The 15157-nt window shown below is 61.1% G+C and carries 14 protein-coding genes; 11 read left to right on the top strand and 3 right to left on the bottom strand.

Annotation, left to right across the window (positions count from 1 at the left end; all coding sequences use genetic code 11):
• Positions 1 to 5: 5 nt before the first annotated feature.
• From tssK to tagH, 3 genes are all read right to left on the bottom strand, one after another.
• The gene (tssK, locus tag TU81_RS18320) at positions 6 to 1340 is read right to left on the bottom strand and encodes a type VI secretion system baseplate subunit TssK (RefSeq protein ID WP_048396231.1); all 1335 of its coding nucleotides are present in this window, start codon (positions 1338 to 1340) and stop codon (positions 6 to 8) included.
• Positions 1341 to 1356: 16 nt separating this feature from the next.
• Complete coding sequence (gene tssJ, locus TU81_RS18315) at positions 1357 to 1869, bottom strand: type VI secretion system lipoprotein TssJ (RefSeq protein ID WP_038980633.1); 513 nt, start codon at positions 1867 to 1869, stop codon at positions 1357 to 1359.
• Positions 1870 to 1944: 75 nt separating this feature from the next.
• Positions 1945 to 3354 (bottom strand): type VI secretion system-associated FHA domain protein TagH, encoded by a 1410-nt coding sequence (tagH, locus tag TU81_RS18310; protein ID WP_038980632.1) that lies wholly within the window; start codon positions 3352 to 3354, stop codon positions 1945 to 1947.
• A gap of 406 nt (positions 3355 to 3760) precedes the next feature.
• On the opposite strand from tagH, the gene tssA reads away from it, so the two are divergent.
• From tssA to tssH, 11 genes are all read left to right on the top strand, one after another.
• Positions 3761 to 4792, top strand: a complete 1032-nt coding sequence (tssA, locus tag TU81_RS18305; RefSeq protein WP_048396230.1) for a type VI secretion system protein TssA — start codon at positions 3761 to 3763, stop codon at positions 4790 to 4792.
• Between the two features lie 80 nt (positions 4793 to 4872).
• Positions 4873 to 5382 carry a type VI secretion system contractile sheath small subunit gene (gene tssB / locus TU81_RS18300; RefSeq protein ID WP_007894500.1) on the top strand — a complete coding sequence of 170 codons (510 nt, stop codon included), beginning with the start codon at positions 4873 to 4875 and terminating at the stop codon, positions 5380 to 5382.
• 15 nt (positions 5383 to 5397) lie between these two features.
• Positions 5398 to 6891: a type VI secretion system contractile sheath large subunit gene (gene tssC, locus TU81_RS18295; protein WP_038980628.1), complete on the top strand. Its 1494-nt coding sequence runs from the start codon at positions 5398 to 5400 to the stop codon at positions 6889 to 6891.
• 233 nt (positions 6892 to 7124) lie between these two features.
• Positions 7125 to 7613: an Hcp family type VI secretion system effector gene (locus TU81_RS18290; protein WP_038980626.1), complete on the top strand. Its 489-nt coding sequence runs from the start codon at positions 7125 to 7127 to the stop codon at positions 7611 to 7613.
• A gap of 81 nt (positions 7614 to 7694) precedes the next feature.
• Positions 7695 to 8132, top strand: coding sequence for a type VI secretion system amidase effector protein Tae4 (locus tag TU81_RS18285; RefSeq protein ID WP_038980625.1), 438 nt, complete (start codon positions 7695 to 7697; stop codon positions 8130 to 8132).
• On the top strand, positions 8129 to 8575 hold the full coding sequence (locus TU81_RS18280) for a hypothetical protein (RefSeq protein WP_038980624.1): 447 nt from the start codon (positions 8129 to 8131) through the stop codon (positions 8573 to 8575). The genes TU81_RS18285 and TU81_RS18280 overlap by 4 nt, the downstream gene beginning before the upstream one ends.
• A gap of 62 nt (positions 8576 to 8637) precedes the next feature.
• Positions 8638 to 9063 (top strand): hypothetical protein, encoded by a 426-nt coding sequence (locus tag TU81_RS18275; protein WP_038980623.1) that lies wholly within the window; start codon positions 8638 to 8640, stop codon positions 9061 to 9063.
• The gene (gene tssE, locus TU81_RS18270) at positions 9057 to 9569 is read left to right on the top strand and encodes a type VI secretion system baseplate subunit TssE (protein WP_038980622.1); all 513 of its coding nucleotides are present in this window, start codon (positions 9057 to 9059) and stop codon (positions 9567 to 9569) included. The genes TU81_RS18275 and tssE overlap by 7 nt, the downstream gene beginning before the upstream one ends.
• Positions 9566 to 11425, top strand: a complete 1860-nt coding sequence (tssF, locus tag TU81_RS18265; protein WP_048396229.1) for a type VI secretion system baseplate subunit TssF — start codon at positions 9566 to 9568, stop codon at positions 11423 to 11425. The genes tssE and tssF overlap by 4 nt, the downstream gene beginning before the upstream one ends.
• Positions 11389 to 12441: a type VI secretion system baseplate subunit TssG gene (gene tssG, locus TU81_RS18260; protein WP_048396228.1), complete on the top strand. Its 1053-nt coding sequence runs from the start codon at positions 11389 to 11391 to the stop codon at positions 12439 to 12441. Before tssF ends, tssG begins: the two co-directional genes overlap by 37 nt.
• Complete coding sequence (gene tssH, locus TU81_RS18255; protein ID WP_048396227.1) at positions 12434 to 15112, top strand: type VI secretion system ATPase TssH; 2679 nt, start codon at positions 12434 to 12436, stop codon at positions 15110 to 15112. The genes tssG and tssH overlap by 8 nt, the downstream gene beginning before the upstream one ends.
• The last annotated feature ends 45 nt before the right edge of the window (positions 15113 to 15157 follow it).

The following is a 15157-nucleotide window of genomic DNA, read 5'->3' as shown; positions in this document are numbered from 1 at the left end:
GCGGTTTATCCTCGGATCGCCCAGAAAGCCAGGTTCAGCCCCGGGAATTGCCCCGCGATGTAGAACGCAAAACCGCCGGAGTTGGCCAGTTGCTGCCAATGCTCGCTGCCCCGGTCCAGTTCGTAATAGGTGGAGCCGACGTGATACGGGATCTGCCGTGGCGCCACCGGCAGCGGCAGCAGGCCAATGCCCGGTAATTGCAGGTTGACCAGGTTGCGGATGTGCTCCACCGAGCCGACCTTGCTCTGTTGGCCAAAGTGGCTGCGCAGGGTTTCGGCGGGTACGTCGGCGCGCACCACCAGGATGAAGCTGGCGCTGTCGAGCAGGGCCTTGTCGGCCAGCATCGCCACATGGACGCCATAGGCTTTTTCGACGATCGGAATCGGTGTGGCCTTGCTGTCGATCAGCATCGACAGCGCCTCACGCAGGGCTTGCATCACCGGCGCGAAACTCGGCGCCAAGTCATCGTGCTGGTACTGCGGGTATTCCTGGGGCCGTCGCCCGGAAGCGGTAAAGGTCGAGAACTCGCCGGCCAGACTCACCAGCTCGCTGTAGAACCGCTCGGGGTGCAATGGGCTCAACTGGCTCAAGTGCTGGATCAGCGGCTGGGCACGGTTGACCAGTTGCAGCAGCATGAAATCGGCAATCTCCGAGGCACCGCCGGCACCGGACGCCACCACCCGCCCGGCGAGGGCTTCGCCGCGCTGATGCAGCAAGCCCAGCAGTTCGCTGCGAAACGCGGCCAGGGGGTTGGAGGCGACCACATCCAGCAGCGGCGGGATGTAGGTGTCGTCGAGCACCAGGGCTCGGTCGGCGCGTTTCTCCTTGATTCGTACCAGGCCGATGGCGGCGTAGTCGCTGATGCCATCCCGGGCTACCAATAATCGCAGCGCCCTCGAACCCACTGCCACCGGGGCCTGGTTTTCGAACGGCGCGTTGTCGTCCCGGACTTCGCGCACCTGGCTCACGTAGCGCGCAGCGCCCAAGGCTTCGCCTTCGTCAACGGTATCTCGCGCACCGGCGCGCTTGAGCGGCAAGGCCAGGTACACCAAACCATCGCGCAGGTTGTCATCGACATTCAGCGGGCTCGGCGCCAGGTCATCCTGGGGAATGTTGAATGGCGTGCCGTCCGGCAACAGGCCCCGCGCCGAGATAATCGCCAGTTTGCCCTGGGCCAGCAGGCCCTGGTCGATCAGCAATTCGGAGAAACCCCAGGCGCCGGCCGACAACGGGCGGCTCCGGGCGTCGATGAGGTTCTCCAGGTAACGGTCATGCTGCTGAAAGTGCTGCGTTCCAATGAACATGCCTTCCGACCAGACCACACGATTGTTCCAGGACATGGGGGGCTCCGATTGCTTATTGGGCAGGGCTGGATGGGGAAACCACGACGGCGCCGCGCACGGCTCGCACGTCGAGGCTGATCTGGTATTCGGTGTATTGGCGCGGCGGGACATTCATCACCGCGCGCCACAACGACTGATCCAGCTCGCGATACCCCACCAGTACGCCGATATGGCGGGTGGCCGGGTCGAGGTCGCGCTGCAGGCTCAACTGCTGGCCGGGCTGGATCAGCACTTCGTCCTGGTCGATCAGGTCTGCGCCGAGCGTCGCCTGGGCCCGTTCGGCCAGTGCGAAATAATCGGAACGGCCGAAGGTGGCGGCATTTTTCAATTCAAAAATACGCACCCGGACCGGGGCTGGCTGGCCAGTGGCGCCGGGGTTGAGCCCGGCAATGGCGTGAAAGTGCAACTCGACGGCGGCCGTGTCGGCCTCGGCCTCGGCCTCTTCGGGCTGGGGTTTGGCTGCATCCTTGGCACATGCGGTCAGCAGAAGCGCGGTAGCGACTGCGAGTAAAAACCTGGGAATCATCCTGCGTCCTCAATGACGTTTCAGCTATCCGTTGTTCCGTTCTTTGCTATGAATGGCGCTATGCGATGGCGACGCTCAGCCGCGGCGCTGCCTCGTACTGTGTTCTTCGTAGGCGCGGCTGAATTCACGACCGAACAGGTCCTGGAAATCCTCTTGGGCCTCGCGGGAAATATTGCTGTAGAGCTCGGTGAACTGCTGCCAGTACTGGGCCTGTCGCGAGCCATTGAAAATGCTCGACAGACCACCGGGCTTGCCCATGCGCTCTTCCAGTTGTGCCGGCTCGAAGCGCGCCAGCAGGTGCTTGATCGCAGCTTCCACACCGGCCATCACCGCCAATTGATGGGCACGCAAGTCATCGAAGCTGTCGCGCACCGCCAAGTCCGGCGCCATGAACGCCTGATTGCTGTGGCGCAACAGCAACAGCAATGCTTCATCGACGTTGGGAGCGAATTTCAGAGGATTGTTTTCCACCGGTTGAATCATCGTCTGCTGGATGCGGAACTCGCCCTTGAGGCTGCTGCGGGCACGCAAGACATCGATCAGGCCTTCGACCATCAGCCGATAACTGCGACCGATGCTTTCCATTTGCGCCTCGGCCTGAGCCTTGTCCAGGCGCACTTGATCCAGCCCGGCCCCGCGCAGAAAAGCTTGCAACAGGTCGGGTTGAGAATTGTCGGCAGGATTGACCGGGCGTTCGACGATGGCCACGGGTTCGCGCAGAGGTGCCGGCTCGATCGGTACACTGATGTGAGGTACGGGTGGCGGCGCAACTTCTGCAACAGGCAAGGAAGCGACAGGCGGGGGGGCAACCGCCACCGGCGCAGGCTTGTCGCTGAACAGATCCCAATCTTCCGGAATCAGTTGGGCCGACGCCTGCGGCGCGGGCTCGGCCACGGGCGTTGGGTTGGGAATCGGGGTCGGTGGGCGGAAGTCGTGCTGCTCGGCCGGGACATGGTCGGGTTGGGTGGCTGGCGGGACGCTGGTCGGTGTCAGAAAGTCGAACAGGTCCGGCATCGTGTCCATGGCCGATACGCCCTGAAAATGTGCAGGCGGTGCCACAGGCAACGACGTCGGCGTATTCACGACGGCGCCCTGACGCCCCATCAGGGCCTCGAAGCTGCTGGACGAATCGGCGAAAGGGTTGCCGTCGGTCACCGGCAGACTGAAATCGATACGCGCCTGGATTTCATAATCACCGATGCGGATAACTTCGCCATCTTGCAACGGCTCGCTGTTGCCCTTGCGCAGACGAATACCGGCCTTGACCAATTCCACACCGTTAGTGCTGTTATCAGTTAAGTAATACCGGCCATCTTTATATTGAATAACGCAATGTTTTCCGGAGACCAAACGCTCTGGATCGGGCAATACCCAGTCATTATCAGAATTGCGGCCAATTGCCATCACTCCCTGATCCATGGATTTTTCAGAGCACTGGCCAGGGGTAATCTTGTGATAACTAGTGATAGTCAAACACAGTGACATCTTGCCTCCTTGCTGAACACTTTGCGCGCGGGCGAATCGGGATTCACTCCCGCGAGACTCGCTCCGACAACCTTGCAAAAACAACCTGAAAACGGTTTTTTAACAGCACAATTGCTGATCTTAACCTGCCTGCGTGACAAAAAACCTGCGTCAGTGCCTGCCTCGACCTATCGGTCGCGCGGGTTGTTAAGCACCTCACATCTGTCACACAGAGGAAATAGCTTACCTTGACAAGCCATAAGTACTACACCAAAAATGCATAACTTCTTGAATATAAATGATGGCACTTTAAGATCACCGCGCATCTAAAGGGCTATTACACTCAAGGAAGCACGTGAAGTTCCAACTGGAACTAGCATGTGAACTGCCCGACTCTGTCAGTCGGGCGATAGGGAGATCAAATTCAGTGGAAGTGCCTTTGTTGCTCGCCGCCGTTTCCGCGACTTCGCCTTGTGGTGAAGATCTGGAATATGACGCGGATTTTTTACGCCTGGAACGCGATTCCCTGGGCCAGCCCGAGCGCAGCATGGGCGATTCAATATTGCCTGCGACCCCTCCTGAATGGCGCGGCATCCAGCAGCAAAGTCTGGATTTGTTGCAACGCAGCAAAGACCTGCGTATCACCCACTACCTTTTGCAAAGTACCCTTGCCCTCGAAGGCGTCACCGGCCTGGCCCGCGTCCTGACACTGATCAGCGAATTGCTCAAGCAATACTGGGCCGACCTGCATCCGCGCCTGGATGCCGAAGACGACAACGACCCCACCGTGCGCATCAATGCCCTCGCCGGCCTGACGTCCGATGCCACCATTCGCCTGTTGCGCGAAAGCATCCTGGCCCGTTCGCGAACCTTTGGTGCTGTCAGCCTGCGCGCCGCCGCCAATGCCAGCGGCCTGCAAAGCTTCCCTGACGAAAACCTCGGCGCCGAGCAGCTCGCCGGGGCGTTCCTGGACAGCGATCCCGAACAGTTGGAAATCACCCGCGCCGCTTTGCACGAGGCCCGCAGCGTCGCCGAGGCCATCGAGCAACAGGTCAGCGAACAAGTGGGTTCCGCCCAGGGCGTTGACCTTGGACCGTTGAAGCAACCGCTAAAAATGGCCCTGCAGATTCTCGGCCAGTTCGCCCCGCAGAGCGGCGACAGCCCCCTGCCCGACTCCATCAGCGACGACAGTGCCGCGTCGGTTGAACACACCACCGTACCAAGCACACCGCGCAGCACTGGTACCAGCAGCGGCGAAATCAACAATCGCGACGACGTGCTGCGCAGCCTGGACCGGATTCTTGCGTACTACACCCGTCATGAGCCCTCCAGCCCGCTGCCGGTGCTGTTGAACCGGGCGAAGAATCTGGTGCACGCCGACTTTGCGGCGATCGTGCGCAACCTGATTCCCGACGGCATGAGCCAATTTGAAAACCTGCGCGGACCAGACAGCGAATAAAAGCGAACGGATCACGCAGTCACGTCACCGGTACCACCGGTGACGCCAACACCGTCGCTTGAGCGACCAGGAGCAGCAACGTGGCGAAGCAAAGTTCTCAGAAATTCATCGCGCGCAACCGCGCGCCTCGAGTGCAGATCGAGTACGACGTCGAGCTTTACGGCGCCGAGAAAAAGGTCCAGTTGCCCTTCGTCATGGGCGTCATGGCGGACCTCGCCGGCAAGCCCGCCGAGCCTCTGGCGCCTGTGGCCGATCGCAAGTTCCTTGAGGTGGATGTCGACAACTTCGACTCGCGCCTCAAGGCCATGCAGCCACGCGTCGCGTTCCACGTGCCCAACGAGCTGACCGGCGAAGGCAACCTGAGCCTGGACATCACCTTTGAAAGCATGGACGACTTCAGCCCGGCCGCCGTGGCGCGCAAGGTCGACTCGCTGAACAAGTTGCTCGAAGCGCGCACCCAACTGGCCAACCTGCTGACCTACATGGACGGCAAGACCGGTGCCGAAGAAATCATCATGAAGGCCATCAAGGATCCGGCGCTGCTCCAGGCGCTTGCCAGTGCGCCGAAGCCAGCCGAGCCTCAGGCTTAATCAGGACGAATGATCATGACCGATTCAGTACGTGCAGACGCTCAGACACTGGGCACCACCGAAGAAGCCAGCGAGTTCGCCTCCCTGCTGCTGCAAGAATTCAAACCCAAGACCGACCGCGCCCGCGAAGCCGTCGAAACCGCCGTGCGCACCCTGGCCGAGCAGGCCCTGGCGCAGACCGACCTGGTGTCCAACGACGCCATCAAGTCGATCGAATCAATCATCGCCGCCATCGACGCCAAGCTCACCGCCCAGGTTAACCAGGTCATCCATCACCCGGACTTCCAGCAACTGGAAAGCGCCTGGCGTGGCCTGCACTACCTGGTCAACAACACCGAAAGCGACGAGCAGCTCAAGATTCGCGTGCTCAATATCTCCAAGACTGACCTGCACAAGACCCTGAAGAAATTCAAGGGCACCGCGTGGGACCAGAGCCCGATCTTCAAGAAGATGTACGAGGAAGAATACGGCCAGTTCGGCGGCGAACCTTACGGTTGCCTCGTGGGCGATTACTACTTCGACCAGTCGCCGCCGGATGTCGAGTTGCTGGGCGAGCTGTCGAAAGTCTGCGCCGCCATGCACTCGCCGTTCATCGCAGCCGCATCGCCGACCGTGATGGGCATGGGCTCGTGGCAGGAACTGTCGAACCCGCGCGATCTGACCAAAATCTTCACCACCCCGGAATACGCGGGCTGGCGCTCGCTGCGCGAATCGGAAGACTCGCGCTACATCGGCCTGACCATGCCGCGCTTCCTCGCCCGTCTGCCGTATGGCGCCAAGACCGATCCGGTGGAGGCCTTCGCCTTCGAAGAAAGCACCGACGGTGCCGACAGCTCCAAGTACACATGGGCCAACGCCGCTTATGCAATGGCGGTGAACATCAACCGCTCGTTCAAACACTTCGGCTGGTGCTCGCGCATTCGTGGCGTGGAGTCTGGCGGTGAAGTGGAAAACCTGCCGGCGCACACCTTTCCGACCGACGATGGTGGCGTGGACATGAAGTGCCCGACCGAAATCGCCATTTCGGACCGCCGTGAAGCGGAACTGGCGAAGAACGGTTTCATGCCGCTGCTGCACAAGAAAAACACCGACTTCGCCGCGTTCATCGGCGCCCAGTCGCTGCAGAAACCGGCCGAGTACGACGACCCGGACGCCACCGCCAACGCCAACCTGGCTGCGCGCCTGCCGTACCTGTTCGCCACCTGCCGTTTCGCCCATTACTTGAAGTGCATCGTGCGCGACAAGATCGGCTCCTTCAAAGAGAAGGACGAAATGCAGCGTTGGTTGCAGGACTGGATCCTCAACTACGTCGACGGTGACCCGGCGCACTCCACCGAAACCACCAAGGCCCAGCACCCATTGGCTGCGGCCGAAGTGATCGTCGAGGACGTGGAAGGCAACCCGGGGTACTACAACTCCAGGTTCTACCTGCGCCCGCACTATCAGCTCGAAGGTCTGACTGTGTCGCTGCGCCTGGTATCCAAGCTGCCTTCGGCCAAGGGCGCGTAAAAACCTGCAGAGGCACGCTTGTGTGGGAGCCGGGCTTGCCCGCGATGGCATCAACGCGGTCCGGCTGAAAACCGCAGTGCCTGCATCGCGGGCAAGCCCGGCTCCCACAGGTTCTGTGCCTTGACTGGCATTTGGGACAGGCCCGAGAAGCGTGATTCTGCAGGAGCTTTGAACAGATTTCGCAAGGTCGGCGTTAACCAAACAATGTGGTAGAGACCACACAGGGAGAGAACATGGCTGTTGATATTTTCATCAAGATCGGCGACATCAAGGGCGAGTCTATGGACAAGGCCCACAAGGACGAAATCGACGTCTTGAACTGGAGCTGGGGCATGTCTCAGTCCGGCAATATGCACGTGGGCAGCGGCGGCGGTGCCGGCAAGGTGAACATCCAGGACCTGTCGCTGACCAAGTACGTCGACAAAGCCTCACCGAACCTGATGATGCACTGCGCCAGCGGCAAGCACATCGACAAGGTCAAGCTGACCGTGCGCAAGGCCGGCGGCGAAAGCCAGGTCGAGTACATGATCATCAATCTGGAAGAAGTGCTGGTCACGTCCCTGAGCAGCGGCGGCTCGGGTAGCGATGATCGCCTGACCGAAAACCTGACCCTGAACTTCGCCAAGGTGCTGGTGGACTACCAGCCGCAAAAAGCCGATGGCACCAAGGAAGGCGGGCCGGTCAAATTCGGCTGGAACATCCGCCAGAACGTCAAGGTGTAACGAACATGCCCCCGCCGTTATACGTCGGGGGCATTTTGGTGCTTGCTCGAATCCAATCCTTTCCCATCCGGTGTCTGAGTCATGGCCAAACCTTCGTTTATTAATTTGTGGAGCAGCTATCCCACCGTCAAGGATCCCTGCGACCAGCCTTGGGGCAACCAGTGCGCGATTCGCATGAGTGTCGCGTTGAATGGCGAGTTGAGCATCAAGGTCAACAAGTCGACCTATACCGATCCCAAATGCAAGCATGACCACGCCCGTGGCGCCGAGTCCCTGGCAAACTGGCTCTGGCGGCATCATTTAGGGCGCCCGACCATTTTGAGTGGTAGCGCAGCCGATCGGCTGACGCTCAGCCAGAAGACCGGGATCATCTTTTTCAAGGATTGCTTTGCCCGTGCACAAGAGTCTGAAGGCCAACGTTCAGGCGACCACATCGATCTATGGAATCGTGGCCGAACCAAAGGCTTCTTTGATGGTGACTTCCTTTCCAGACAGGTCTGGTTCTGGGAGTTGACATGATAGGACCAACGCTACGGGCCACACTCCTGTGCAGCCTGTTGATCAGCTTGAATGCCTGCGCTGAAACCGACCCCGATCAACTCGACGCACCGGCTCGCACTCAAGGAACATTCGCGGGCCAGGCACTTAAGTTGGTCGACCTGAACGGTCAATGCGCGGTCCTCAAACCTGATCAGACTCATCTGGAACTGGGCATGGAATGGCCGTGCTATTTCAACCTGAACCCAAAGGGTGAATTGCGGGTAGAAATGTTCAAAGGCGTTCCGATCTTTCTAGTCGAACGGAGCATGCCCGAACCACCGCCCAGTCGGGACTGCGATACAAAATCCCAGGCTGTACGCAAAATCAATGGCGTTCTGGAAGCTTCGTCGGTCAACCCCAGCGCCATGTGCGGGCTTGGCCAGCAAGACCAGAAAATGTTTACGGCGCTATTCCGGTGGTAACCGAAATCGCCACCCGTGATCGCCTGCAACCGTCTCTGCTGGATCGGTTGGGAATTCGCGTAATGGAAAAACATCTGCTCGCCGTGGGCCTGGCGATGAACTTTATCATCCCGAGCGCATGGGCCGAACATGCCGAAACGCCAATAACCCAGACAGTCTTTGTTGGGCAGCAACTCAGACTGGTTGACGACCAGGGTCAATGCACGCTGGTCAAACCCGACCAGAATCGCATGAAGCTGGACATGGAATGGCCTTGCAGCTTCAGCCTGAATAAACAGCAGCAGTTGCGCGTAGAGACTTTCAACGACACCCCGATATTTTCGGTCTGGCGTAGCGAACACATGCCTGCGCCCAGCCGCGACTGCCTCAGCAAAATGCAGGCTATTCGCAAGATCCAGGGGGGCCTGGAAGCGGGAACGGTTAATACGTATGCGTCCTGCGGCTCGGGCGGAGACCAAAAAATGTATGTGGGGCCATTTACGTGGTAACCGAAATCGCCACCCGCGATCGCCTGCAACCGTCCCTGCTGGACCGGTTGACCGACGACGACCCGAGCAACCTCAAGGAAAGCGCCGACAAGCGCGTGCTCTCCCTGACCCAACTGAAAGCCTCGGTGCTGCGTGACTTGGCGTGGCTGCTCAACACCACTTCGTTGCTCAGCGCCGATGCGACGTTGCACACCCCGGCCGGCACGTCAGTGGTCAACTTCGGGCTGCCAGCCCTGGCCGGCAACAGTGCGTCGAACGTCGATATCGCGGCGCTTGAAGCACTGATCCACCAGGCTATCGCCACATTCGAACCGCGGATTCTGCGTAATACTTTGCGCGTGCGGGCCCGGGCATCCGCCGAGATGAACCACAACGCCCTGAGTTTCGAGATCGAAGGCGATCTTTGGGCGCAGCCAGTGCCGCTGCGCCTGATGCTGCAAACCGATCTGGACCTGGAATCCGGCCATGTGCGAGTGGTCAACGCCGAACAGCGGAGACGCCCATGAATCCGCGCCTGCTGGAACTGTACAACCAGGAGTTGCATCACGTGCGCGAAAGCGCGGCGGAGTTCGCTCAGGAATACCCGAAAATCGCCAGTCGGCTGACGTTGTCCGGCATGGACTGCGCCGACCCGTACGTCGAGCGCTTGCTGGAAGGGTTTGCTTATCTGACGGCGCGAGTACAGCTCAAGCTCGACGCCGAATACCCGACCTTCACCCACAACCTGTTGGAAATCGCTTACCCCCATTACCTGGCGCCGACACCGTCGATGACCGTGGTGCAATTGCAGGCCGACCCCGATGAAGGCTCGCTGAGCAGCGGCTTCCCGCTTCCCCGGGACACGGTCCTGCGCACCGCCCTGGGCCGCGAAACCCAAACCTGCTGCGAGTACCGCACCGCCCACGCGGTGACGTTGTGGCCGTTGCAGGTCAGCCAGGCCGAGTACTTCGGCAACCCGTCCGCCATGCTCGGGCGCTTGGCCGCCAGCGAACCCAAGGCCAAAGCCGGTCTGCGCCTGACCCTGCGCACCGGCGCCGAACTACCGTTCAACAGTCTGGCCCTGGACAACCTGCCGCTGTACCTCAACGGCGCAGACGAGCAGCCCTTCCGCCTCTACGAACAGCTACTGGGCAACGTCTGCGCCGTGTTCGCCCGTCAGCCCGGCGGTGATTGGGTGGAACGCCTGCCGCAGGATGCACTGCGCTCCCAGGGATTCGACGATACCGACGCCGCGCTGCCAGTGGTCTCGCGGGCCTTCCAGGGCTATCGCCTGTTGCAGGAATATTTCGCCCTGCCCCAGCGCTTTCTGTTTGTCGACTTCACCCAGTTGAGCCGGGCGGTCAAACGCTGCGACGGCCAGGAACTGGAGTTGATCGTGCTGTTCGACCGTCACGATCCGAGCCTGGAAGGCAGCGTCGGAGCCGCGCAGTTCCTGCCGTTCTGCACCCCGGCAATCAACTTGTTTCCCAAGCGCCTGGATCGCATCCACTTGTCGGAACGGGTCAATGAACACCATGTGATCGCCGACCGCACCCGGCCGATGGATTTCGAGATTCATTCCCTGACTACCCTCACCGGCCACGGCACCGGGTCGGAGCAGCCTTTTTTGCCGTTCTATGCGGTACGCGATCCGTCTCGTTACGGCCGCGATCAGGCCTGGTACACGGTGCGACGCGAACCCCGCGTGCTGTCCAGCGGCCAGCGGCGCAACGGCCCGCGCTCGACTTACATCGGCAGCGAAACCTTCGTCAGCCTGGTGGACAGCCAGCAGGCGCCTTATCGCCACGACCTGCGCCAACTGGGCGTAACAGCGTTGTGCACCAACCGCGACCTGCCGCTGTTCATGAGCGTGGGCAACAGCAAGACCGACTTCACCCTGGCCGACAGCGCACCGGTAGCGGCGGTGCGCTGCGTAGCAGGCCCGAGTCGCCCACGCGCCAGCCATGCCCATGACGCCAAGGCGTGGCGGTTGATCAGCCAGCTTTCGCTGAATTACTTGTCCCTCAGCGAACAAGGCCAAGGCGCCGCTGCCCTGCGCGAACTGCTGCGCCTGTACGGCGACAGCAACGATGCGGCGTTGCAATTGCAGATCGAAGGCCTGCGCGAAGTCAGCAGCAAGGCCTGCACCCGACGCTTGCCAATGCCCGGTCCGATCGTGTTTGGTCGTGGCCTGGAGATCACCCTGGAATTCGATGAAAACGCGTTTCGCGGCACTGGAGTCTTCTTGCTCGGTGCAGTGTTCGAGCGCTTCCTGGCACGCTACGTGTCGATCAACAGTTTTACCGAGACGGTGATCCGTACCACCGAACGCGGCGAGATCATGCGATGGAAAGCCAAGCCCGGACGCCGTCCGACCCTGTGAGTACCCTGGACGCGATGCACCAGGAGCCCTGGGAATACGACTTCTTCCAGGCGTTGCGGCGCATCGAGTGCGAATCGCCTGACCTGCCGCGCCTGGGCCATTCGTTGCGCCTGGCCGATGATCCGCTGCGCCTTGGGCAACAGGCCGATTGCACCTTCGCCCCGGCGACCCTGGCGTCAGTACAGCCGGGCGTCGACGGTGCGCCGGCGCGCCTGGAGCAGTTCTTTTTCGGCCTCGGCGGCCCCAACGGCCCATTGCCGCTGCACATCACCGAATATGTGCGCGAACGCCAGCGCAACAACGCCGACAGCACCAGTAAACGCTTCCTGGATGTGTTCCATCACCGTCTGCTGAGCCTGTTTTACCGGGCCTGGGCCGAAGCGCGGCCGACGGTCAGCCATGACCGCCCGGACGATGACTACTGGTCGGCACGCCTGGCGGCACTGAGCGGCCGGGGCATGCCGAGCCTGCTCAAACAAGGGCTGATCCCCGACACGGCGAAGTTGCATTACAGCGGTCATCTGTCGGCACAAACCCGCTACCCGGATGGTTTGAAGGCCATTCTCAGCGAGTACTTCGGCCTGCCGGTGGAGATCGAAGAGTACGTCGGCCAATGGCTGGAGCTGCCGGAACGCAGCCGCGTGGGCGTCAGCGCCCATCAATTGGGCGTGGATTTTTGCCTGGGCCGTTACGTCTGGGATCGCCAGCACAAATTCCGCATTCGCCTGGGCCCACTCAAGCTGGATGACTACATGGGCATGCTGCCCGGTAGCCAACCCTTCAATGAGCTGGTGGCCTGGGTGGCCGAATACCTGGGCCATGAACTGGACTGGGATCTGAACCTGATTCTGAAACAGCCCGAAGTACCGGCGTTGCAACTCAATCGCCAGTTCCGCCTGGGTTTCAATACCTGGCTGGGCCAACCCGAAAAAGATGCCAAGGATTTAATACTGGCCCGGCACTACGCCGAGCAGGCCAACACCTCACAGATCTCAAGGAGCCATGAGCATGGGTGAAATCAGTCGCGCCGCGTTATTCGGCAAACTCAACAGCGTGGCCTACAAAGCCATCGAAGCCGCCACCGTGTTCTGCAAGTTGCGCGGTAACCCTTATGTGGAGCTGGCCCACTGGTTTCATCAGTTGCTGCAACTGCAGGACTCAGACCTGCACCGCATCATCCGTCAGTTCAATATCGAACCGGCGCGCCTGGCCCGTGACTTGACCGAAGCCCTGGACCGTTTGCCACGTGGCTCGACTTCAATTACTGACTTGTCCTCCCATGTGGAAGAAGCCGTGGAGCGTGGCTGGGTCTACGGCAGCCTGATGTTCGGCGAAAGCCAGGTGCGTACCGGTTACCTGGTGCTGGGCATCCTCAAGACGCCGAGCCTGCGCCATGGACTACTGGGGCTGTCGGCAGAGTTTGACAAGATCAAGGTCGAGGCCCTGAGCGAGCGTTTTGACGAATACGTCGGTGACTCGCCGGAAAATGCGCTCAGCGCCAGCGACGGTTTCAACGCCGGCAGCGTGCCCGGTGAAGCCAGCGGCGCCATGGCCCCAAGCGCCATGGGCAAGCAGGAAGCGCTCAAGCGTTTTACCGTCGACCTCACCGAGCAGGCCCGCAGCGGCAAGCTTGATCCGATTGTCGGGCGTGACGAAGAAATCCGCCAACTGGTGGACATCCTCATGCGCCGTCGGCAGAACAATCCAATTCTGACCGGTGAAGCCGGTGTCGGTAAAACCGCCGTGGTCGAAGGTTTTGCCCTGCGCATCGTCGCCGGTGACGTGCCGCCAGCGCTCAAGGACGTGGAATTGCGCAGCCTCGACGTCGGCCTGTTGCAGGCCGGCGCGAGCATGAAAGGTGAATTCGAACAGCGCCTGCGCCAGGTCATCGAAGACGTCCAGGCCTCGCCAAAACCGATCATTCTGTTTATCGACGAAGCCCACACGCTGGTAGGTGCCGGTGGCGCCGCCGGCACCGGGGACGCGGCCAACCTGCTCAAACCGGCCCTGGCCCGGGGCACCCTGCGCACCGTGGCCGCCACGACCTGGGCCGAGTACAAGAAGCATATCGAGAAAGACCCGGCCCTGACCCGCCGCTTCCAGGTGGTGCAAGTCGCCGAGCCGTCCGAAGACAAGGCGCTGTTGATGATGCGCGGCGTGGCCTCGACCATGGAAAAACACCATAAGGTGCAGATCCTTGACGAAGCCCTGGAAGCCTCGGTCAAGCTGTCCCATCGCTACATCCCTGCGCGCCAATTGCCGGACAAATCCGTGAGCCTGCTGGACACCGCTTGCGCCCGGGTCGCCATCAGCCTGCACGCCGTGCCGGCCGAAGTGGACGACAGCCGTCGTCGCATCGAGGCGCTGGAAACCGAACTGCAAATCATCGCCCGCGAGCACGCCATCGGCATCGTCATCGGCGCCCGCCAGAGCAACAGCGAAAACCTGCTGGCCGCCGAGCGCGAACGCCTGACCGAACTCGAAAGCCGCTGGGCCGAAGAGAAAACCCTGGTGGACGAACTGCTCGCCACCCGCGCCACCCTGCGCGAAAGCGTCGGTGTGGTCGACCGCGACGTTGGCAGTGACGAAAGCCACGCCCTGTGCGAGAAACTGGTGGACCTGCAACAGCGTCTCAGTGCTCTGCAAGGGGAAACCCCGCTGATTCTGCCGACGGTCGATTACCAGGCCGTGGCCTCGGTGGTCGCCGACTGGACGGGTATTCCGGTGGGCCGCATGGCCCGTAACGAACTGGAAACCGTGCTCAACCTCGACCAGCACCTGAAGAAACGCATCATCGGCCAGGACCACGCCTTGCAGATGATCGCCAAGCGCATCCAGACCTCCCGCGCCGGCCTCGACAACCCGAGCAAGCCGATTGGCGTGTTCATGCTCGCGGGCACCTCCGGCGTGGGCAAGACCGAAACGGCCCTGGCCCTGGCCGAAGCCATGTACGGCGGTGAGCAGAACGTCATCACCATCAACATGAGCGAATTCCAGGAAGCTCACACCGTATCCACCCTCAAGGGCGCGCCACCGGGCTATATCGGCTATGGCGAAGGCGGCGTGCTGACCGAAGCCGTGCGGCGCAAACCCTACAGCGTGGTGCTGCTGGACGAGGTGGAAAAAGCCCACCCGGACGTGCATGAGATCTTCTTCCAGGTCTTTGATAAAGGCGTGATGGAGGACGGCGAAGGCAGGGTGATCGACTTCAAGAACACCTTGATTCTGCTGACCACCAACGCTGGCACCGAGTTGATTGCCCGGGTCTGCAAAGACCCACAAAACGTGCCCGAGCCCGAAGAGATCGCCAAGGCCTTGCGCCAGCCGCTGCTGGAGATTTTCCCGCCGGCATTGCTGGGCCGCCTGGTGACCATTCCGTACTACCCGCTCAGCGACGAGATGCTCAAGGCCATTACCCGCCTGCAGCTCAACCGTATCAAAAAGCGCGTGGAGAACACCCATAAAGTGGCCTTCGATTACGACGACGCGGTGATCGACCTGATCGTCTCCCGCTGCACCGAAACCGAAAGCGGTGGGCGAATGATCGACACCATTCTGACCAACAGCCTGCTGCCGGACATGAGCCGTGAATTCCTCACCCGCATGCTCGAAGGCAAAGCGCTGGCAGGCGTGCGAATCAGCGCCCGGGATAATGAATTGCACTACGACTTCAGCGACGCAGCATGACCTGACTGGAACACGGTCAATGTGGGAGCGGGCTTGCTCGCGAAG

The organism is Pseudomonas lini, from assembly GCF_001042905.1.
GTDB classification, from domain to species: domain Bacteria; phylum Pseudomonadota; class Gammaproteobacteria; order Pseudomonadales; family Pseudomonadaceae; genus Aquipseudomonas; species Aquipseudomonas lini.
This window is presented reverse-complemented; position numbering and strand designations above follow the sequence as displayed.